16 protein-coding genes and 1 pseudogene are annotated in these 19,850 nt (G+C 43.7%); 8 read left to right on the top strand and 9 right to left on the bottom strand.

The genetic code is table 11. The annotated features are described in order from the left end of the window. Window positions 1-42: 42 nt before the first annotated feature. Window positions 43-366, bottom strand: a pseudogene (locus BCU34_RS14340) (PTS sugar transporter subunit IIA); the annotation flags it as partial. A 187-nt stretch (window positions 367-553) separates the two neighbouring features. Here BCU34_RS14340 and BCU34_RS14335 point away from each other — a divergent pair. From BCU34_RS14335 to BCU34_RS14320, 4 genes are all read left to right on the top strand, one after another. Continuing rightward, window positions 554-1,174 (top strand): hypothetical protein, encoded by a 621-nt coding sequence (locus BCU34_RS14335; protein WP_017060596.1) that lies wholly within the window; start codon window positions 554-556, stop codon window positions 1,172-1,174. Window positions 1,175-1,619: 445 nt separating this feature from the next. Beyond that, window positions 1,620-2,828, top strand: a complete 1,209-nt coding sequence (locus BCU34_RS14330) for a NupC/NupG family nucleoside CNT transporter (RefSeq protein WP_102432666.1) — start codon at window positions 1,620-1,622, stop codon at window positions 2,826-2,828. Window positions 2,829-3,124: 296 nt separating this feature from the next. Continuing rightward, window positions 3,125-3,394 carry a hypothetical protein gene (locus BCU34_RS14325; protein WP_102432667.1) on the top strand — a complete coding sequence of 90 codons (270 nt, stop codon included), beginning with the start codon at window positions 3,125-3,127 and terminating at the stop codon, window positions 3,392-3,394. A 45-nt stretch (window positions 3,395-3,439) separates the two neighbouring features. After that, the gene (locus tag BCU34_RS14320) at window positions 3,440-4,051 is read left to right on the top strand and encodes a class I SAM-dependent methyltransferase (RefSeq protein ID WP_102479375.1); all 612 of its coding nucleotides are present in this window, start codon (window positions 3,440-3,442) and stop codon (window positions 4,049-4,051) included. 126 nt (window positions 4,052-4,177) lie between these two features. On the opposite strand, the gene BCU34_RS14315 is transcribed toward BCU34_RS14320, so the two are convergent. Then, the gene (locus BCU34_RS14315; protein ID WP_102479374.1) at window positions 4,178-5,344 is read right to left on the bottom strand and encodes a DUF3541 domain-containing protein; all 1,167 of its coding nucleotides are present in this window, start codon (window positions 5,342-5,344) and stop codon (window positions 4,178-4,180) included. Between the two features lie 283 nt (window positions 5,345-5,627). Here BCU34_RS14315 and BCU34_RS14310 point away from each other — a divergent pair, with 283 nt between their 5' ends. Continuing rightward, window positions 5,628-6,983, top strand: a complete 1,356-nt coding sequence (locus BCU34_RS14310) for a diguanylate cyclase domain-containing protein (protein WP_102432670.1) — start codon at window positions 5,628-5,630, stop codon at window positions 6,981-6,983. A 163-nt stretch (window positions 6,984-7,146) separates the two neighbouring features. Then, the gene (locus BCU34_RS14305; RefSeq protein ID WP_048659043.1) at window positions 7,147-8,787 is read left to right on the top strand and encodes a DEAD/DEAH box helicase; all 1,641 of its coding nucleotides are present in this window, start codon (window positions 7,147-7,149) and stop codon (window positions 8,785-8,787) included. 544 nt (window positions 8,788-9,331) lie between these two features. Here BCU34_RS14305 and BCU34_RS14300 read toward each other — a convergent pair. After that, window positions 9,332-10,861 carry a DUF3612 domain-containing protein gene (locus tag BCU34_RS14300; protein ID WP_080967367.1) on the bottom strand — a complete coding sequence of 510 codons (1,530 nt, stop codon included), beginning with the start codon at window positions 10,859-10,861 and terminating at the stop codon, window positions 9,332-9,334. A gap of 169 nt (window positions 10,862-11,030) precedes the next feature. Here BCU34_RS14300 and BCU34_RS14295 point away from each other — a divergent pair, with 169 nt between their 5' ends. Then, on the top strand, window positions 11,031-11,627 hold the full coding sequence (locus tag BCU34_RS14295) for a malate synthase (protein ID WP_102479372.1): 597 nt from the start codon (window positions 11,031-11,033) through the stop codon (window positions 11,625-11,627). Between the two features lie 127 nt (window positions 11,628-11,754). Here BCU34_RS14295 and BCU34_RS14290 read toward each other — a convergent pair whose 3' ends face one another. The 6 genes from BCU34_RS14290 to BCU34_RS14265 form a co-directional block, all read right to left on the bottom strand. Next, entirely contained in the window at window positions 11,755-12,771 is a 1,017-nt protein-coding gene (locus tag BCU34_RS14290; protein ID WP_048659046.1) for a GGDEF domain-containing protein, read from the bottom strand. A gap of 455 nt (window positions 12,772-13,226) precedes the next feature. Continuing rightward, window positions 13,227-13,439, bottom strand: a complete 213-nt coding sequence (locus BCU34_RS14285) for a cold-shock protein (RefSeq protein WP_004730009.1) — start codon at window positions 13,437-13,439, stop codon at window positions 13,227-13,229. 361 nt (window positions 13,440-13,800) lie between these two features. Then, a complete protein-coding gene (locus BCU34_RS14280) occupies window positions 13,801-15,078 on the bottom strand; it encodes a cytosine deaminase (RefSeq protein ID WP_102480512.1) in 1,278 nt (425 codons plus the stop codon). A 9-nt stretch (window positions 15,079-15,087) separates the two neighbouring features. Next, entirely contained in the window at window positions 15,088-16,326 is a 1,239-nt protein-coding gene (gene codB / locus BCU34_RS14275; RefSeq protein WP_102432673.1) for a cytosine permease, read from the bottom strand. An 813-nt stretch (window positions 16,327-17,139) separates the two neighbouring features. Then, window positions 17,140-18,363, bottom strand: a complete 1,224-nt coding sequence (locus tag BCU34_RS14270) for an HlyD family secretion protein (RefSeq protein ID WP_102432675.1) — start codon at window positions 18,361-18,363, stop codon at window positions 17,140-17,142. Further along, window positions 18,357-18,707, bottom strand: a complete 351-nt coding sequence (locus BCU34_RS14265) for a hypothetical protein (protein ID WP_048659050.1) — start codon at window positions 18,705-18,707, stop codon at window positions 18,357-18,359. The genes BCU34_RS14270 and BCU34_RS14265 overlap by 7 nt, the downstream gene beginning before the upstream one ends. Before the next feature lie 132 nt (window positions 18,708-18,839). Here BCU34_RS14265 and BCU34_RS14260 point away from each other — a divergent pair, with 132 nt between their 5' ends. Continuing rightward, window positions 18,840-19,847 carry an AraC family transcriptional regulator gene (locus BCU34_RS14260; RefSeq protein WP_048659051.1) on the top strand — a complete coding sequence of 336 codons (1,008 nt, stop codon included), beginning with the start codon at window positions 18,840-18,842 and terminating at the stop codon, window positions 19,845-19,847. Window positions 19,848-19,850 lie beyond the last annotated feature (3 nt).

Here is a 19,850-nt window from a genome sequence, read left to right as displayed (position 1 = left end):
TGGGGGGCTTATCAGATCAATATCAGGATCGTTAGAGCGAGATTAGTAGCGCTTTAAGATCTCGATGATCGCTTGCTCAGTTTCCGCTGCGATAATGGCATCAATGTCATCATCATTTTGGAACAACTCTGATAGCGCCATAATCGTGTGGATGTGGCTGTCTGAGTCCATTGCCGCCAGAGTAATTGAAAGATAAACGTCACCGTTGTCTTCCGACTCTAAATCAACACCCTTCTTGAATACTGTCACTTGCAGTGATGCTTCGTTCACACCATCTTCAGGACGAGCATGAGGCATCGCAATTTTTGGTGCTAGAACATAGTACGCGCCGATGTCCTTGTGCTTTTGCTTGATAGCTTGAACATAATCTGTTCATTTCATAACGTTCCGTTACAAGCCCCTGTTATTGGCTGATGACTCAATAAATTTAACCCGATGTGTGAGCGAATTTATATAAATAACAATTATGTAAAATATTGATCTGATGAATGTTTACTCATTAAGTCGATTTTTGTTAGAACAGCCTATTCAAAACAATAAGATAGGTAAATCTATGAAAAAACTCGTCAGTTTACTGCTCGCTGCAGTATCGTTAGGGCTTTCTGGTTGTGCAACGGTATTAACAGCAGAACAAAGTGCGCCTCAACTCAATGAAGTTCCACAGGAAAAAGCGTTGACCGTCGCTGTAATCGATAAGAGACCATACGTTCTCGATCATGATAAAGAGCCAAAATTTGAGGGAATTATTCGCAGTTCGTTAGGTATTCCTTATACCTACAACACGGCGACACAGCAGCCAATGTCTCAATTTTTGACTGACAGATTGGTCGCAGGCTTGAAAAAACAGCAAGTAGCTGTTGAGTCGGTTGAGACGACGCCTGAAGAGGATATCACCAAGGTTGCTGAGCAGATGAAAGCATTCGACAACAAATCGATGATGTTTGTCTTGAATGAGTGGAAGTATGACTTCCACGCATTTACGGATAACTCTTGGTACAACGTTAATGTGATTATCTATGATGAAGCTGGTAATAAGCTACTCAGCAAAAATTTCCAAGGCGAGAATGATGTACCTGATGGTGGTGCAATCATCAATGAGATGCAACTGATCTACAAACAGCGTTTTGAAGAGATATTCCGAGATGCTGAAGTGAAAAGTGCCCTGCTAAACTAGTTATTCCCACTTTGATCTCATATTTTGAAAAAGCCACACTCTGTGGCTTTTTGTTTTAATGATGGTTTTTTTTGCATTATTTCTTGCTGAAAAAATTAATTATTACGAGAAGTAGTTCGATTTGTACGCTTTATGACCGCGCGATCGTTTGCGTCAAAAAATGTGATGAAAGTCTCACTTAACTGTTTATACTTCTTTTCCGGTTTTAAGCCGGTGCTTAGCCAATACAAGCCGTCACATGGATATGTGAATGACCCCACGGACCGGACCAGCTACGTTCCACTGCTTGTATAAGGTGATTTTTTACATGAACAACTCGTTGTTACATTCGCTAACCCTGTTAGCTCCTTCATCGCGTAGCGTTTTGCTTGCGGTTCTTTGTCCTGTTCCTTTGATGTCATTTGCTTGGCTCATGTTCACTCTTTAAGGATTACTAGGACACATTATGAATATTCTATTTGGTTTTGTCGGTGTTCTTGCACTGATTGCTTGCGCGTACCTGCTATCTGAAAGTCGTTCTTCGATTAACTGGAAAACGGTCTCTCGTGCTCTATTACTTCAAATCGGCTTTGCGGCCTTGGTTTTGTATTTCCCATGGGGACAATTGGCGCTAACAAGCCTAAGTAATGGTGTTTCTAGCCTGCTTGGTTTCGCAGACGCTGGTATTGCCTTCCTTTTCGGTGACCTTGCTACTGAAGGCTTCATTTTTGCGGTTCGCGTACTTCCAATCATTATCTTCTTCAGTGCTTTGATTTCTGCGCTTTATTACTTAGGCGTCATGCAAAAAGTGATTCAAATCTTGGGCGGAGCGGTGCAAAAACTGTTGGGTACAAGTAAAGCTGAATCTCTAGTTGCTACAGGTAATATCTTCCTTTCTCAGGGTGAGTCTCCTCTTCTTATTCGTCCTTTTTTAAAGTCTATGACTCGTTCGGAACTGTTTGCTGTAATGGCAGGCGGTATGGCGTCGGTAGCGGGTAGTGTACTTGGTGGTTATGCGGGCCTTGGCGTTGAGCTTAAATACCTTATCGCAGCAAGCTTTATGGCGGCTCCGGGTAGCCTGTTAATGGCGAAGATCATTGTTCCTGAGCGCAGCACACCGAGTGACTACGACCACATCGAGCTCGATAAAGCTGACCAAAGCAACGTGATTGATGCATTGGCAAGTGGCGCGATGAACGGTATGAAGGTTGCGGTAGCGGTTGGTACTATGTTGATTGCCTTCGTGAGTGTGATTGCGATGGTCAACACTGGCCTAGAAAGCCTAGGTGAAACGTTCGGTTTTGCGGGTATTACACTGCAAGCTATCTTCGGTTACCTGTTCTCGCCTCTTGCATGGCTAATCGGTATCCCAAGTGATGAAGTGTTGATGGCGGGTTCTTACATCGGTCAGAAGATCGTTATGAACGAATTTGTTGCTTTCATTGACTTCGTTGAGAACAAAGCTCTGCTATCTGAACACAGCCAAGTAATCGTGACTTTTGCTCTGTGTGGCTTTGCTAACATTGGTTCTATCGCGATTCAGTTAGGTTCAATCGGTGTCATGGCGCCAGAGCGTCGCGCTGAAGTTGCTAACCTAGGTTTGAAAGCTGTAGCTGCTGGTACGCTAGCAAACCTAATGAGTGCATGTTTAGCGGGTATCTTCATCCTTCTTTAAGCTAGGTTTAGCAAAAACAGCTAGATTCACTAAAAGCGGGCACCTTACTTACGAAGTTTATGTAAGAAGGGTGTCCGTTTTTTATGCCTGCTCGTTAAGTTCATTCGGACTTAACGACTTATCTTATTACTTCTATATCGTTTTACGCTCACTCGGAAGAGTAATAGAGCAAGCCTGTTTTATCCGATATACTTGAATATCATTAGGTTGCGATTAATAACGTTCGGTTTCAGCTGAGAACATTCGGTTTTGACCAGAACAAAAGCAACCAAGTCCAATTATTCAAAGGTCTTCCCATGAACATGCGCGTTCTCATTGGTCTTATCACCGCCTTTATCGGCTTGTTTGCGATGGTTTATCTTATTGCTGGTGGTACTCAGTTTCCTATTTCTCAGTGGCCGCAAGAGGCTTATCTCGGTTTGGTGTTCAGCGTCGTGTGGGGCACAGGCGTAGCGGCATCGGTGGCATACTTCTTCTCAGCATTGGTGTTTGTGACTATTGCCGTGGTTTGTTATGCGATTGGTTATAAAATCGGTGGACTCTTTTCTTCAAGTTCTAAAGCTTAATCTCATTAAGGTGTGCTGATGTTCATTGAAGTGGGGCAGATTTGAATGCACTGGCTCGATCGTTGGAAGGTGTATCGCTATCATCGGAAACAGACTAACCGCTCGAATGGCGACAAGGCTAAAGCTTTAGGTTGGACTAGCGAAGAGAGCCAATTGTGTCGCTTTGAAGTGATCGCTCGTGCGGCTGACTTTAATAAGAAGAGCGTTTTAGATTTGGGCTGTGGTTATGGCGAGTTGTTTGAATTGCTCGACTGCATCTACCGCATTCAATCTTACACCGGTGTTGACCAACACGCAGGCTTTCTAAAGAAGGCGAAGCAAAACTACACAGAAGATCGTTGTCGGTTTTTGTCTGGTGATATGAGCAAAATGAACCTTGAGGCCCACGATATTGTTATCGCTAGTGGTTCACTGAATTATACCTCTCGTGATTCCGACTACCTGACAAACATGATTACTCGCATGTATGAATTGGCGAATCAGACGGTGATTTTTAATCTTCTCAACTCAAGCCAATATCCTTCACGTAATACCTTGATGAGTTATCACCCTCAGGGCGTATATCGCTTCTGTAAATCACTTTGTGAGGATGTCTCTTTAGTAGAAGGCTACGCAGAAGGGGATTTTACTATAGTGATGAACAAAGTCTGCCTCTGAACTCAAACTTAAACTCAAACTTAAGCCAGAGCGAAATGATGGTATGGTAAGAATTAAAAAAGCCGCAGGCCTCGAAAGGTATGCGGCTTTTTGGGTTCTAAGACCAACCTCGGCTAGGTATCGCTGCTAGTTCTTCTTCGGTTGGTTTTTAATGAGTCCGTAAGGGACATTAGTAAACACCTTAGGGTTGCCTTCATAAGTCGGCGCTTCATTTACTTGCTGCCAATCGAGTAGCATGATGGCTAACACGTTGCGGTGCTCACCATACTCCAGGTCAAAATCGCCAGTAATTGAAGGGATCATGCCCTGTTTCTCATCGATTGAAGCTTGAATCGCGAGTCGAGTTTTCTCTACTACTGGATCATCTTCTAAACCTGCCAATAAGAAGGTTAATCCAACCTCGGCAATCACATCCTCTTTCGCTCGAAGCAGAATCGTATCGATATTTTCTCTGAAGTAATCGTAGATCCATTGATGATCTTGTTCGCTTACTTGATGCTGATAGTATTCGGAATCGCCAAAGATCACGTGTGTCATACCATAGATCTTGTTGCCAAATTGCTGGCTCGAAAGCTTTTTGTCTTTGTCGTCTGGATATGCTTTCTTGAAGGTAGCGACGAACTCATCAACGACATCCTGTTCACCCAGCTGGCGCAGCCAGTAAACCTGATTCGCTAATTGAGCCGCCCATGCTTTCACCATGTCTTGATTGGTCACGTATCGTGAGAAGTCATAGCGACGAATGATTTCACGCAGCTTGGCATCGTTTTTGTGCTCTAAACCGTACTCATTGGCGCGCGCCATAGAGCCAAGAAGGTCAACGCCAAGGTACAGGTATTCAGGCATGTGCTTGGTGATGTTGTAGCGTCGAACACTGCGCTCATCGTTATCGCCAACATAAGATGCAACGCGCTTTTCTGAGTAGAGTACGATTTGTTCCATGGTTTGAACGTCATTCGACAGGGTGCTGAGCTTGCTTGCCACTCGCGCCATGTCACTCCACACTGCAGCCGAATACTTATCATCTAATGTCTGGCGATACATGCGCAGCCCGTAGTGGCCTTCTTTGAATGCTGGCAGAGTGTAAAGCTGGTTTTCGTAGGTGGTGCGAATGAGGTCAGCAGATTGCTTGAAAGATTGTTCTTGAGAATTGAGCGAATCGGCTTGGGATTGACCATTCGGTACGCTTGTTGCTTGCTTATTCTCTTGTATGTTGAGCGTATCTTGTGCGTGAACGGCAACCGCAACTGAGGCAGATAGCAATGTGCACAGTGTGAGAGTTTTTAGCTTCATGTTGTGAGGTACCAAGCTGATTGTTAGTCTATGTAAAATAACATTGATGAATCCTTTAATGTAAGCCTTGAGTCAATACAATGTAAGCTTTATAAGGTTCACTAACCCTTTTTGATTAAACAATGAGTTTAGCTCACAAGCCTGAAGTGATGAATGGCACAATATTTGATACATAGTCGACGTTAGTATGGATTTTTAATGACTTAGCGGCATACTGGACCTATAAGCCAGAAATGAGCCGTTATAAGGCAGTATATAGAACAATAGTGTTAGAGGTTCGTAAATGCCAAGTGGTTCTAGCAAGCAGTGGTCTGCCAAAGTAGTATCTTTTCTTTTTTTCCTTGCGATAGTAAGCGCGATTGAGTTCTTTCACGCCAAGCAATTAACTTTTCTTAAGAATGAATCGTATTCTGAGGGAAAAAAACGATTATCCATCATTCGTTCTCGGATCGAAGCCGCGATCGTGTCAGATATGTATATCCTCAATAATTTCTCTACCTTAGTGACCATCAATCCTGATGGTGAGGTAAAAAATTGGGATAAGATTGCTGAAAATATTATTAAAGATGGTTTCCATATTCGACTTATTGGGCTCGCCAAAGACGACATTCTAAACTTCGTTTACCCTATGGAAGGCAATGAGCAGATTCTCGGTATTAATTATCGTGATTATCCAGACCAATGGGAGTCCGTTGAGATAGCCCGTAACCTTGGCAACACCTTTATTGCTGGTCCTTTTGAATTGTTTCAAGGTGGGCAAGCCCTCATTACGCGCACCCCGATCTTTCGAGACCCGCCTTTCAATCAAGATTACTGGGGTGTATCCAGTGCTGCTATTGGCTTAGATGAACTGTTTGAAGATGTCGGAATCGGGAAGATCGAGAACAAGTACCAACTCGCGATTCGCGGCGCAAACAGTTCAGGTAAAGATGGCGCTATCTTTTATGGCACTCAGAATGTGTTCGATAATGCGTTTGCCACCGAACAGGTAAGCTTCCCATACGGTGGTTGGTATCTTGCTCTCTCCGGTAACGAACATGTATTGATGGATGAGCCTTGGTACCGAATCCAAGCGGTAAGGCTGGTGGGCTACTCAATAATGTTAGTGCTGGCGTTTGCCTTCTTTACTATCTATCGTCTGTACCGCATTGCAGATAGCCGCTCAATGCATGATGAGCTAACGATGTTACCGAATCGTCGATACTTTATGTATAGCCTCAAGCAGGCCTTTAAAACTACTCAAAAACAGCGAGCGAGAACGTTTGCCGTTGTAAATATCGACCTCGATGGGTTTAAAGCGATCAATGACACTTATGGTCATGCAGCTGGCGATCAGGTATTGATCGAGTGTGCAAACCGAATTAGGAGTGAACTACGAGTTTCAGATATCGTCGCAAGGATAGGCGGTGATGAGTTCTTAGTTTTATTGCCACGCATCATCGATGATCAACACGTATCTTCGATCGTCACTAAACTAAGAAAGACGATATGCGCGGCACCAGTTGTTTACGAGGCGCACTCTATCTATCTTCGAATTAGTGTTGGTTGGGTTATTCATAATAACAACTACAATGATGTCGATGCGCTCTTGAAAGCGGCTGATGAAAAAATGTACGAACAGAAGCGACAAGTTATCTAGGTTGAATTTGAGCTGCGATTAGAATTTAGTTGCTGAATGTGGGGAAAAGCCTCAGAATACCGCGCTTTGCTCCATATCAATGTATTTAGCGAGCAAAAGCTGAAGCAACGCACTTTTTAACGCGTTGCTCATACTAAATGTTATTCAACTGAGAAAATAATCTATGAGTTTTACCTCCCTTGGCCTTTCTGAACCTATCCTTAAAGCTATTGAAGCACAAGGTTACGATAAGCCATCACCAATACAAGAGAAAGCCGTACCAGCTGTCCTAACGGGCAAAGATGTTATGGCCGCTGCTCAAACAGGTACCGGTAAAACTGCAGGCTTCACGCTACCTATTCTTGAAATGTTATCAAAAGGCTCTCGCGTACGTCAGAACCAAGTTCGTGCGCTCGTGTTAACGCCAACTCGTGAGCTTGCTGCGCAAGTAAATGGCAGCGTAGTGAAGTACGGTATTAACTTACCACTTACTTCTACGGTTGTGTTTGGTGGTGTGAAGATTAACCCTCAGATGCAAAAACTGCGTAAAGGTAGTGATGTGTTGGTGGCGACGCCGGGTCGTCTACTTGACCTATATAACCAAAATGCCGTGCGTTTTGACCAACTAGAAATCCTAGTGTTAGATGAAGCGGACCGCATGCTAGACATGGGTTTCATCCGTGACATCCGTAAGATCTTGGCTTTCTTACCTAAGAAGCGTCAGAACCTATTGTTCTCTGCAACCTTCTCTGACGATATCCGTAGCTTGGCAAAAGGCTTGGTGAATAACCCAGTAGAGATCTCGGTCAGTCCTGCAAACTCTACGGCTAAAACCGTTGAGCAAAGCATCTACCCAGTAGATAAAAAGAAAAAGAGCGCAATGCTAGCGAAGCTGATCAAAGATAATGATTGGCGACAAGTGCTGGTGTTCAGTAAAACAAAACACGGTGCAAATAAGCTTGCTCGTTTCCTTGAAGAGCAAGACATCACAGCGGCGCCTATTCACGGTAATAAGAGCCAAGGCGCACGTACCAAAGCCCTAGAGAATTTCAAAACGGGTAAGGTTCGAGTACTTGTAGCGACAGACATCGCAGCACGTGGTATCGATATCCCACAACTGCCTCAAGTGGTTAACTTCGATCTTCCACATGTATCAGAAGACTATGTACACCGTATTGGTCGTACTGGCCGTGCTGGTGAAGTAGGCAAAGCGATTTCATTGGTTTGTGCTGATGAAGTGGGTGAGCTGTTCGGTATTGAACGTCTTATTCAACAAGTGCTAGAGCGTCGTGAGCTTGAAGGCTTCTCGCCAGTAAACAAGCTGCCTGAGTCTCGTTTGGATACACGTCCAATCAAGCCTAAGAAGCCGAAGAAAGCGAAACAACCACGTGAACACGCAGACGGTCAACGTTCTGGTGACAACGCTCGTGGTCACAAGCCAGCAGGTAAGAATAAGCGTCACGTACCGGGTACAGGGTCTGCGCCAAAGCGTAAGCCAACGTCTGGAAAGAAGCCAACTGAAAACAATTCAACCGCGACTGGTGAAGATAAATCAGTAAGAAACAATGGCAGTAACTTTAAACGCGGCAATGCGGGCAATAAACCTGCTGCAAATAACGCGGGTTCTCAGAACACGCTGAGCAAACCAAGCGGTGCGGGTAAATCTAACGGTACTGGTAAGTCAAACAACGCGGGTAAACCTGCAGGCAAGCCTAAGAAGTCCGGCTACGGCGGTAGCTATGGTCCAAGCAAGTCGTCAAATAAGCCGGCGGGCAACAAACCTTCACCATCGAGAAGCCGCTCTAAGCCAGCTCCTCAGAAATAGAGTCTCTAGATAGACTATAGAGGTCCAATGACGAGAATGCTTTTTAGGAGAGTTCTCGTTAATTAGTGACTATCTAACTCAAATAAGCGCGAATATTGAATTTCAATGTTCGCGTTTTTTTATGGGCGTTGTTTATGTTTAGTAACCGTTTATGTTGAATAACCTAGGAGAGGTTAATCGCTGTTTAAAGTGATTGAACCTATGGGAAATACGGCAATTTTGGGAAGGGTAATGAATCATTAATAATTTATTAATAACAACATAATCACTAGCATTTTTGTGGATTCTTGCAATTTGCAATTCCAGTTTGCAAAACAAACAAGAATTTAAGGCTAATACGTGTCCAGATGCGTAGTAAATACGTATTTTAAAAGTTGGCACGCATGCTGCATTAGTAACGGTGACCCTTCTTAAGCCGAGGGTCACCTAGCCAACTGACGTTGTTAGTGAACCTTTATTGTTCACACAAAATATATGACCAATCACCCTTTTGTGATTGGTTTTTTTTTGCCTGAATTTTAGGTTCTATTTTTGTTATTACTTTTTACCCACCACACTTAGAATAACAGCTTGGTTGGCGTGGGCATTCTCCACCTCTGGAGCAGATAAGCCTCGCCTCTGTCTCTATCCCACGTTCAATCCAATTTATATTTAGAATCTTGGCTATTGTCGTGAGATCTTTCTTGATGTTACGCGGTATTGCTACAGAGCCGCCATTGTTGACGCATGACGCCTTAAGTTGCTCTGCTATTTCTCTCGAATTACCACCTTGAGCATCAATCGCTGGATTGAGATCTATACCAGCACACAAAACGCGATTGTTACCCGCAGGATCCGTCATATTGATGGATTCACAACAGTAGATTCTTGGCTCATCACCCACATTTAAAATGGAGATTTGAGCAGAGCTACCCGCTCGGGGTTCAGATAATCGACGGAACACAGCCCAATGTTGACATGGGTCAGCGACTGTTCTCATATTTCCCCAAGGCAATGGAATCCCGTTCCCGCGGTACACCGCCTTGAGTTTCCCCGGCCCATAAGCATCAAAATAGTGCCAGTGAGGGTAGGGCGATACTACCGTCATTCGACGCATCGCAACAGAGGGGGAAACCCCTGCTCTTTGGTGAACGTCGATTTCGTAACCAGTACGGTCGAGCAGCTGTCTGAACGGGACTTTCGGGCATAACAGAGCGCCAGCAAAGAAGCTGGATTCAAAGTCACGCCATGCTTGAAGAATGTCTTGAGAGTTGAGCTGGGAAGAGCCTGAGACTTGATTGTCATCCCATGTATTGTTGTTACCGACCGACAACACACTCTTTAATCCTTCTTTGCTATGCAAAATGCAATGGCCAATATAAACCGAGAGGTCGTATTTCAGGCGAGTTGGGTATTCTTTAAGAATCTCGTTTAAGAAGATTGTACCCGGAGGCTCAAAGAATGATGTAACCAGTTGCTTGGCATTAATACCGAGCTCATCAACTACGTCTTGCGGCGTTCGCGTTACCCAACGGATGTTGATTCCAAGGGTTCTAGCGATGTCTATAAGGTCTTCTACGCTGAGGTTGAGACGTTTTAGGCCAACTTCCTCTGCAGCGCGTTCAAGGTCAGGGAAGTGGTTCTGGTTGCTCTCTTGGTGTGCCCTAATCAAGAGGTGTGCAAACTGACGGCCTGAAATCCCCGTTTGTGACAGCATCTCAGGAATCGCAATTTGCAGGATGTCGTTGGAGAAAAGAAAGCTAGGCTCGAGTGCCATGCCACTTATTCCACCACGATTCCCTTTATCAGGGGCAATGGCTTGTTGTTCAGATTCATCGTCGAGGAACCAGGTTGGGTTCTTCTGAAAGACCTGCGCAATCACTTCCAGCATATCGATGCTTGGAACCCGCTTTCCGCGTTCAATCATTGAAAGGTAAGAAACGGAAGGTGCGTATTCTGGGTTGATTCTAATACAACGCGCAGACAGATCTTCCATCGTTAAATGGTTACGTTTTCTTAGGTTACGTATTTTAGTACCTAGGAAGTGTGACTGACGAACTAAACTTTTTGACAAGGCCATATTTGTAAAATTCACATTGTAAAATTTTTGTTGTGAAATTGTATGTAAAAAAGCGCTAATCTACAAACTAAGCAATTCACAAAATGACAAATAAATTAAACGTTAGTTTGGAATAATTGCTCTAGGACACATTTTTGTTGTAGAAATCGGTGGTTATCACCGGACTGGTCAAGAGGGAAAGACTATGAATATGCTTACATTCGATAAAACAGAAATCCAAAAACAATCAAAGCCATTTATCGCTGAAGCTGTCTTTGCCGTGGAGACAATCAGTGCAAACCAGCAAACTGAAAAGCAAGTGAAAGCAAAGCAGCTGCTTGATCGACTATTCCCACTAGAGAATGGCTCACATCAAGACGTAACCAGCTACGTAGTAGATTACCGTCATATCATGGCTTACTTTAAAGATGGTCAGCACAGCGGTCTAAAGCATCCTAAACAGTTTGTAGCGTACATGGGTGAGAAGAGTGACCCAGACTCTATCTTGTTCAGAGATGGTAGTGGAAGCCACCTAGAGGTGATGTTTGGTTGCCATAAAGGGACAGGTTGTATTGAACTGGTAGAAATCGATGATATTCAGTTGGAGTCATGCACCACGTTTGGCCAATCACCAATGGAAGTAACAACCACAATGCGAGAAGAGACCATTGCAGCGATGCGCCACTGGATCAGTTTGATTCAAGGTGATGCAAAGGGCAAACCAAAGGCATGCAGCGAAGATAAAGAGTTCAGAGCAAAGAGTGGTGAAGATTACTGCCTGAATTACTGCTTCCAGATCTAACGGTGAACCCTAGGTAGCTAAATCAATTTATACAGCTAAAGAAAAAGCCCCGAAGATAATGTCTTTGGGGCTTTCTAGTTTCAATACGAGCCGACTAATATGTCGATACGAGCAGTGATGGTGTGTCTTACAAAGGCATTACTCGGTTACGCCCCAGTGATTTTGCTTCGTAAAGCAGCTTATCGGCTCTTTCGATCAGCGATTGCGCTGACTCTCCGGGTTCAAGTTCAGCGACACCAAACGATGCGGTGATACTACCGACTTGTTCACCACTGCGACGGTCTTTAATCGACAGCTTCTCTAGAGAGCGTCTATTAGTATCCGCGAGTTGGCGAGCAATACGTAAAGACTTATTAGGTACAATGAGTGCGAACTCTTCACCGCCAAATCGATAGGCAGAAATACCTTCTCGACAACTTAGCTTCAGCTTGCGAGCAATCCCTTTAAGAACCATATCGCCAAACAAGTGGCCATAGGTGTCGTTGAAGTTTTTAAAGTGATCGATATCAAGAAGGATCAAACATAGAGATTGTTTCGCTTCACACAAGGTTTCTATATCACGGTCAAAAGAGCGACGGTTATAGAGTGTCGTTGTGCTGTCAAAGAGCGCATCTTTCTGAACTTCCACCAACTGGGTTTTAAGCTTGGTAATTTCTGATGTAGCAGAGTTCAGCTGAGAGTTTAGAAACTGAGTAGAGTGACGAATATGACGAGACTCAGAAACTAGCTGACGAACCAAAGACATGACTTCGTCGATCGATAAACTTTCATTATCAACACGAGCTAAATCTTCGAAGCTTTTATCTATCATTTCTGAAAAAGCAGAGGTGTCGGTCAGTGTGTCGTTCATCGAGTTAGAAACTTCAGAAACTAACAACTCCAAATTAGCGCGAAGGTCGTTGATATTGGTTTCGGATTTACTCGCAACATAATTGTTGTAAAGCTGTTCACCAACAGCTGGAGGGCAAATGCCGTAGTGTTCTAAAACACCATCCATGTCTTTAGTTAGCTGCGGGATAGCATTATCGACATAGGTGTACCAAAGTGCGTAATTTGCAGGTGTGGTGGACACCCTGTTCTTCATCATAAGAGGTACCGCTTTTTTTAGATTAGCGGTAGATTTCTGGAATTCGTCTTTTTTCATTATTGTTACTGCAGATACCAAACTAACTCAAGCCACTTGTCGACAAGGTTAGCGGATTTCGCAGGTCTTTGCTTTAAAAATTATATGATTAATGGATGAGGATTGGATAAATAACTCGTTTTTATTATGAATATCGATTGCGCAATCATAAATTGAATCTAATAGATTGTTCTTTAATCATATTTTTAGTTATTCACCGTAGAACATAGGCTGAATTTTGTATCAAAGCTTTTGGCAAAAGGTGGACTCAGTGACCTTAAAGTGGTTTTTTATGTAGCGAAGTAAATTGACGGCATAGCTTGAATTGGGAGAACTTTGATTTAGAGGACTTGCGCTGATAAGAGTAAAACGAGTGAAGCTTTGTATACAGAAGGGAGGTGGAAATATTTATAAGCAGATACAAAAAAGCGCCGATAAAAATCAGCGCTTTAAAATTCTTTTTAGCTAAAAGCTAATTATTGAGCAACAACGTTTGCTGCTTGTAGGCCTTTTTGACCGTTTTCAACTTCGAAAGAAACCTTTTGGCCTTCTTTCAGAGTTTTGAAGCCTTCAGAAGCGATTGCACGGAAGTGTACGAATACGTCAGCACCGCCGTTGTCTTGAGAAATGAAACCGAAACCTTTCTCTTCGTTAAACCATTTTACAGTGCCAGTATTTGTGTTAGACATAATTTGTCCCTTATTCATAAATTTTCTAAATTGTTGATTGCATTACTGCAATGCGCTGATAATTGAATTATTTAATATTGCTAAGAAATAAGGAAAAACTACTTACAAAAACGGGTAACGATTTTACATGTCATTTTTTACTATTCATCTAACTTAAATAACTCCGGCTAACAGAGCGAGTGCATGTTAACACAGTCTTTCCGGTTGTACACTCATTGATTGAGAAATCAGCGAGTTTTTTTGTCATGTTGTGCTTGTTAACAAAAATCACCTAGAACAGCTGATAGTTTTATAAAATTACACGCTGTGACAAAATGAAAAGGAAGCCTAAGCTTCCTTTTCATGATTAGTATAGACGATATTAACGCTTGAAGTTGATATCTTCAGTCTGATCTAAGTTAATTTTTGTTTTCGCTGGCTGAGTCTCTGCAATCACCTTACCGTGGCGCACTGAATACTGCACGGGTACTTGGCGACGCACTGCATCAAAGCCATTGTCAGCAGGAAGAATCAGTAGGCTACCTGGCTTACCTTCTTCGATACCGAAGTTGTCTTGGATGTTCAATGTGCGAGCAGAGTTTTTGCTGATCAGATCAAGCGAGTTGTTGATTTGGTCGTAGCCCATAACCTGTGTTACGTGCAGTCCCATGTGCAGAACTTGAAGCATGTTCGCTGTACCCAGTGGGTACCACGGATCAAACACATCATCGTGGCCAAAACAAACGTTGATGTTTGCTGCTAACATCTCTTTCACACGAGTCACGCCACGGCGTTTCGGGTAATCGTCAAAACGGCCCTGTAAGTGAATGTTCACTAACGGGTTTGCTACGAAGTTGATACCAGACATCTTCAATAGACGGAACAAGCGAGAAGCGTAAGCACCGTTGTAAGAACCCATCGCAGTCGTGTGGCTTGCTGTTACCTTTTCACCCATCTCAAATTTATGAGCAAGGGCTGCCAGTGTTTCAACAAAGCGAGACTGTTCGTCGTCGATTTCATCACAGTGAACGTCGATTAGGCAGTCGTACTTGCTTGCAAGTTCGAACACGTAATGCAGAGATTCAACACCGTATTCACGGGTGAACTCAAAGTGTGGGATAGCACCGATAACGTCAGCGCCGATCTTCACTGCTTCTTCAAGCAACTCTTTGCCGTTCGGGTATGAAAGAATGCCTTCTTGAGGGAATGCGACGATCTGAATGTCGACCCACTCTTTCATCTCTTCACGAACTTCAACCATCGCTCTTAACGCAACTAACGTTGGATCAGATACATCAACGTGAGTGCGCACGTGTTGAACACCGTTAGCGATCTGCCATTTCAGTGTTTGCTTCGCACGCGATTTTACGTCTTCAATTGATAGCAGTTCTTTACGCTCAGCCCAACGCTCAATACCTTCAAACAAAGTGCCAGAGATATTCCAGTTAGGCTCACCAGCGGTTTGAGTGGTATCTAGGTGAATGTGCGGTTCACAGAACGGTGTAACTGCAATGCCACCTTCAGCATCAAGGATGTCACCTTGATGATTGATTTGTGCGTCATTATCGAGAATGCGAGAAAATTGACCATTTTCAATCAGAATCTGTTTCAAGCCCTCTTGGTCTTGAAGTTTCGCGTTCTTGATTAATAAGGTTGTCATAGTGTGTCCTTAAGCGGCCTGAGATTTCAGAGCTTTTTTGTTCAATAGAGGATTAAGCACGAGGTAACTGATTGCACCACCTAACACTGCGTTCAAAGGAACAACGCCAGGAAGGAAGTGACCAGCGGCTACGCCTGTTGCTACCGCGATAATGCCAGCCCAATTAACGGTTTGGAACTCTGCATTTGCAAAATCTTTGTAACGTTTACGGTTTGCGAAGAAGTCAGCGATGATTACGCCACCAATTGGTGGAATCGCCAACGATAGGAAGGTTAACCAACCTACGAAGTGGTTGTACAACCAAAGCGCGAAAATCGTACCGATGATGCCGTTAATGATAGACATTGTAGTACTTGAGCGACCAGTAATGTTAGATAAACCAAGGCCAGATGCATAAAGTGCGTTTTCATTGGTTGTCCAGATGTTCAAGCCAAGCACGATGATCGCTGGAAGCAGTAGTCCTTGTGCAATCATCACATCTGAAATGTCTGATTGGCCTGTTGCTGCTGCGCCGGCTGCGCCGAAGATAAACATCAGCGAGTTACCGATGAAGAATGCAACCATAGTAATCAATACTGCGCTTGCTGGCTTTTTACCAAAGCGAACAAAATCGGCCGTTAGCGTACCCGCACTAACAAATGAACCTACAACCATTGCTAAGGCCATTGAAAAGTCCATTGGAGTTTCTGGCTCAATCAGTTGTAGCTGTTCTAGTCCGCCAACGCTGTCTACCGCAGTCAACACTGAGTAACCACCTAGAATAGCAATCGCTGGAACAGCAATCGCTGAAAGCACCATTAGCGCTTTAATACCGAAGTACACCGTACCCGTCATCAAAAGACCTGACACAATAATCAAAGTGTTGGTATCAATGCCTGTGGCTTTCTGTACCGGAATTGCGAACATTGCTACGCCGACGCCAAACCAACCTACTTGTGTACCACCAAGTAGAGCAGAAGGAAGCCATGAGCCTTTTGTACCGAAAGAGAAACGAGCTAGGAGGTGAGTGGAGAGGCCAGTAGATGAGCCGATGTAGCCAAGAAAAGAAGTGTAAATACCAAGAATTAGGTTACCGATGAGAACGGCGAGGAAGAAATCATTGAATGAGAGGCCTGTCCCGAGTGAACCACCTGTCCACATACTTGCAGAGAAGAAAGTGAGTCCAAGCATTACCATGGTGAGTGAAGCGACTCCTTTCCTAGCCGATGTAGGAACCGGCCCTAGACTGTAGTTATTATCAGCAGCCATTTTTTACCTCCGCAAATGATCAAAATTAAAATTAACGGTCGCCGTATTGCAGGCAAACGTGCGCATTATGGTGATATAAATCACATAGTCAATGCTAATTTTGTCAATAAAGGCGCTTGAGAATCAGTTATCATCTTAAATGCCTTGTAAAACATAGGGTTATCTTCTCCATTTATTTCATGAAAATAAATAGAAAACGTTTTCCATAGCGTGTTGGGTATCTGCTATCGATAGTTGGCTATGAATGTTGATTGTTATGCGATTGAATGGGTGTCTGTATCGAGAGGTGGGCGGTTAGTCAAACGGCAGCCAAAAAAATAGCCAATCGCAATAACCGCAATTGGCTTATATATTTTGTGAACAAGAATAAGGTTCACTAACAACGTCAGTTGGCTAGGTGACCCTCGGCTTAAGAAGGGTCGATTTATACATTGCAGGTAGCGTGCCAACTTTTAAAACCTCGAATATAGGCTGTTTAATAGCAATTTGGTGCGTATTTGGGTGTTTTATTCGCGTTTTAGAATTATCCTATCGCATTATGCAATTGCGATTTGCAATTTAATGATAGTGTTGGGTGATCTAGGTGTTGATGATCTAGTGTCGCGATGAGATGAGATGAGATGAGATGAGATGAGATGAGATGAGATGAGATGAGATAAGAAGAAAGGCGAGCACAGCGTGTCTCTGAGTTCTTTGCCTTCTATGGACTCTTCCTATGCCTAAAAATATGGAATTTTGTGCAAGCAAGCAACCAAAAAAGCCCGTGCGATTTGAGATCGCACGGGCTTTGTCTTGTTTTGCTTATCAGGCATATTAGATAGAGTAGAAGAAGTACAGCTGAGACTTCATTCTAATGATGATCCCGCGTATTACATCTAGGAACGCCATGAAGCTAATCGGTTTCTCACCACTTACCCACGCTAACCCGACAGAACCAACAGGAATATCGTAGCCTTCTGTTTCATCGATCTTTAAACGTACAAAGTGGTGCTTGTTCTGAAGGTTCCGACCTGTGGTGACACGCACCTGTTCATCGATACCGAGCAAGCTCGCCTGTGCTTCACCCGTCGCCTCAACAATACCTTCTACGGTTGCCGAGAATATCTTGCCAGGGTAAACCGCCGTCGCAAATTCTGCTGGTTGGCCGACCTTAATATTACGAATCGCTTGGTGGTTAACTCGCATTAGCACGTACTTCTCTTCGGTGTACATTTGAATACGAGGCATCATTGAAACGCGCTGACCTTCACGAAGAATAAAGTTCGTTACAAAGCCGTCAGTCGGTGCCGTGACTTTGGTGCTGTTAAGATCCCATTGTGCTTGAGCCAAGGTTGCTTTCGCTGAATCCACTTCTGTTTGTTGTTTGCTAACGTTAGTTTCGGCTTTGTGAATGTCGAGTTTCGCGTTTTCTGCATCGACTTCTTTCTTGCTCAGTTGAGATTCTAACGTAGTCACATTGTGAGTCGCCAAATCTACCTTTGCCGTTTGTTGGTCGATGTCAGTTTCAGTGATTGTGTGTTGTACGACACTGTTTTGCTTCTGGTAACGATCAAGCGTTTTTGATTGCAGTACTAAATCTGTTTTCGCTGACTCAATTTGTGCAATTGAAGCTTTGATGTCTTCTAGCGCTGAGCGATAGCTAACTTTAGCAATGCTCACTTCTTGGCGAGCCGTGTCTAAAGCGACCTTTGCTGACTCAAGTTGAACACTTGCTTTGTCTCTTGCAATCACATATTTGGTGTCGTCAATCTCATAGATCAGTTGTCCTTCTGTCACATCTTGGTTGGGATGGATATGGACTTTCGTTGTTTTACCCGACACATTGGTTGAGTCTGGACGCAATTGAATGTGCGGAGACTGAACAACCGAACCGCCCGATAAATCCATCGGAGTAAAGTTGAGTAGGCCGACCCACACAAACAATAGCCAAGATGTACCACCTAGGTACGCGAATGCTTTGGTGCCTTTGTTCCAAGGCATACCAATAAGTCTGAGTAAATAAATGAACAGTGCCCAAATTGCTAAGCCTTCTAACATACTTGGCTCTCCTCATCTTGCTTGTCGGTCGTTGCCTGTTCCTTCGGTGCTGCCGGAGATTTCCATGTATCTCTTAGGTTGATGATGGCTTTTTCCATATCAACAAATGCCAAGATTACAGCGAGTACCCATACCCAGTGCCATACGAAACCAATCCATGTTAATGCGGTAATCAAACCCAGCTGATGATGATCTTTACTGTGAGCTTTATTGATTGGTAATTCATGAACACGCCAGAACCCGTAACATGCTGCCGCGATGGTTGCGACCAATACTACGCCAGCCACGACGTGTAGTGCAGTATCTGCACCTGTTCCGACAAATGGGACACTAAGTAAACTCATTGATAAACCCTAGGTTAAATTGAGCGCCGAGTGTGATTGATATCAGATTTAGAGGTTGAAAATTTACCAATTACTTTAATAATGGTGTCAATATGATTTGATCTGTAATAGTGACTTCTAGGTAGGGGGCTAATGAACAACTGTAACTTCTTAAGAGCATTGGGTATTTTGGGTATTTACCAATACGCAATGACCAATAAGGCCGTGAATACCGAGCAATTAGGTATTCCTAAATCGGTGTTTAATAACCCGATGAACCTTATTCCCGTTAGTGAAGTGGACAAATGGTATGGTCTACTTGAAGAGCAAACTAATGATCCGGATATCATATTGAAATTGGCTGATCGTGTAGATATTGAAAGATTAGGCCCGTTAACCAATTGGTTTTTTTCTGGTCACGATCTTGCGTCGACGATCCGCAGAGTCAACATCGGACTGCATTGTTTACAGTCGGGTGCTTTCTTATACGGTGCTCAAGTCGGAACCATGATTAAATGGTGCTACGACAATCCCGCTTACACGGAAACGGGCAAAGTACATGACTCGATAAGAGTGGCCATTTTCATTATGAAGATTTTGCGCCGTTATTTAGGGGATGGTTTTAAACCCATGGCGGTATCAATTGCCGGCCATCGAGATAACGTTGATCTCTACCATGAGTATTTCGGTTGTACGATTCAATGGGGGCAACCTCGTACAGAGGTTTGGATACGGAGTGAGTTGAGGTTGTCTATTAATCAATCGCCAAGTGTAGGTAAAATGGGGCTGGCGATGAATTTTCACGACCTAGACAACTACCTCAATATGCCAGATGCCGGTGATGAACATAAGGTGACTTATGAGATGATCAACTACAGCCGCCATTTCGGTTTGCCGACTCTGCATAAAGTTTCTAGCCTTCTGGGGTTATCTGAGCAGCAGTTTCAGCGACGTTTACACAAACGGGGTGTCAATTTTTCTACCATAATGGGTTATGCATTGAGTAATGTTGCGGTGGAATTGTTGAGTTATAAATTGCCCATTGAAGATGTCGCTAAACGCTTAGGCTATACCAATACTGCCAGCTTCAATCGAATGTTTAAGAAACATCGAGGTTTAACGCCAAAGCAATATGTCGAGAGGTTTTGGACGGATCTATAGTTT

The sequence above is a fragment of the Vibrio sp. 10N.286.45.E10 genome, from assembly GCF_002874195.2.
GTDB lineage: Bacteria > Pseudomonadota > Gammaproteobacteria > Enterobacterales > Vibrionaceae > Vibrio > Vibrio crassostreae.
The sequence above is the reverse complement of the archived record's forward strand: the minus strand, read 5'-3'. Positions and strand labels throughout refer to the sequence as shown.

Coding starts and splice junctions, on each gene's coding strand:
- BCU34_RS14335 (WP_017060596.1), top strand. CDS start 554: ATGAAAAAACTCGTCAGTTTACTGCTCGCTGCAGTATCGTTAGGGCTT.
- BCU34_RS14330 (WP_102432666.1), top strand. CDS start 1,620: ATGAATATTCTATTTGGTTTTGTCGGTGTTCTTGCACTGATTGCTTGC.
- BCU34_RS14325 (WP_102432667.1), top strand. CDS start 3,125: ATGAACATGCGCGTTCTCATTGGTCTTATCACCGCCTTTATCGGCTTG.
- BCU34_RS14320 (WP_102479375.1), top strand. CDS start 3,440: ATGCACTGGCTCGATCGTTGGAAGGTGTATCGCTATCATCGGAAACAG.
- BCU34_RS14315 (WP_102479374.1), bottom strand. CDS start 5,344: ATGAAGCTAAAAACTCTCACACTGTGCACATTGCTATCTGCCTCAGTT.
- BCU34_RS14310 (WP_102432670.1), top strand. CDS start 5,628: ATGCCAAGTGGTTCTAGCAAGCAGTGGTCTGCCAAAGTAGTATCTTTT.
- BCU34_RS14305 (WP_048659043.1), top strand. CDS start 7,147: ATGAGTTTTACCTCCCTTGGCCTTTCTGAACCTATCCTTAAAGCTATT.
- BCU34_RS14295 (WP_102479372.1), top strand. CDS start 11,031: ATGAATATGCTTACATTCGATAAAACAGAAATCCAAAAACAATCAAAG.
- BCU34_RS14290 (WP_048659046.1), bottom strand. CDS start 12,771: ATGAAAAAAGACGAATTCCAGAAATCTACCGCTAATCTAAAAAAAGCG.
- BCU34_RS14285 (WP_004730009.1), bottom strand. CDS start 13,439: ATGTCTAACACAAATACTGGCACTGTAAAATGGTTTAACGAAGAGAAA.
- BCU34_RS14280 (WP_102480512.1), bottom strand. CDS start 15,078: ATGACAACCTTATTAATCAAGAACGCGAAACTTCAAGACCAAGAGGGC.
- codB (WP_102432673.1), bottom strand. CDS start 16,326: ATGGCTGCTGATAATAACTACAGTCTAGGGCCGGTTCCTACATCGGCT.
- BCU34_RS14270 (WP_102432675.1), bottom strand. CDS start 18,363: ATGTTAGAAGGCTTAGCAATTTGGGCACTGTTCATTTATTTACTCAGA.
- BCU34_RS14265 (WP_048659050.1), bottom strand. CDS start 18,707: ATGAGTTTACTTAGTGTCCCATTTGTCGGAACAGGTGCAGATACTGCA.
- BCU34_RS14260 (WP_048659051.1), top strand. CDS start 18,840: ATGAACAACTGTAACTTCTTAAGAGCATTGGGTATTTTGGGTATTTAC.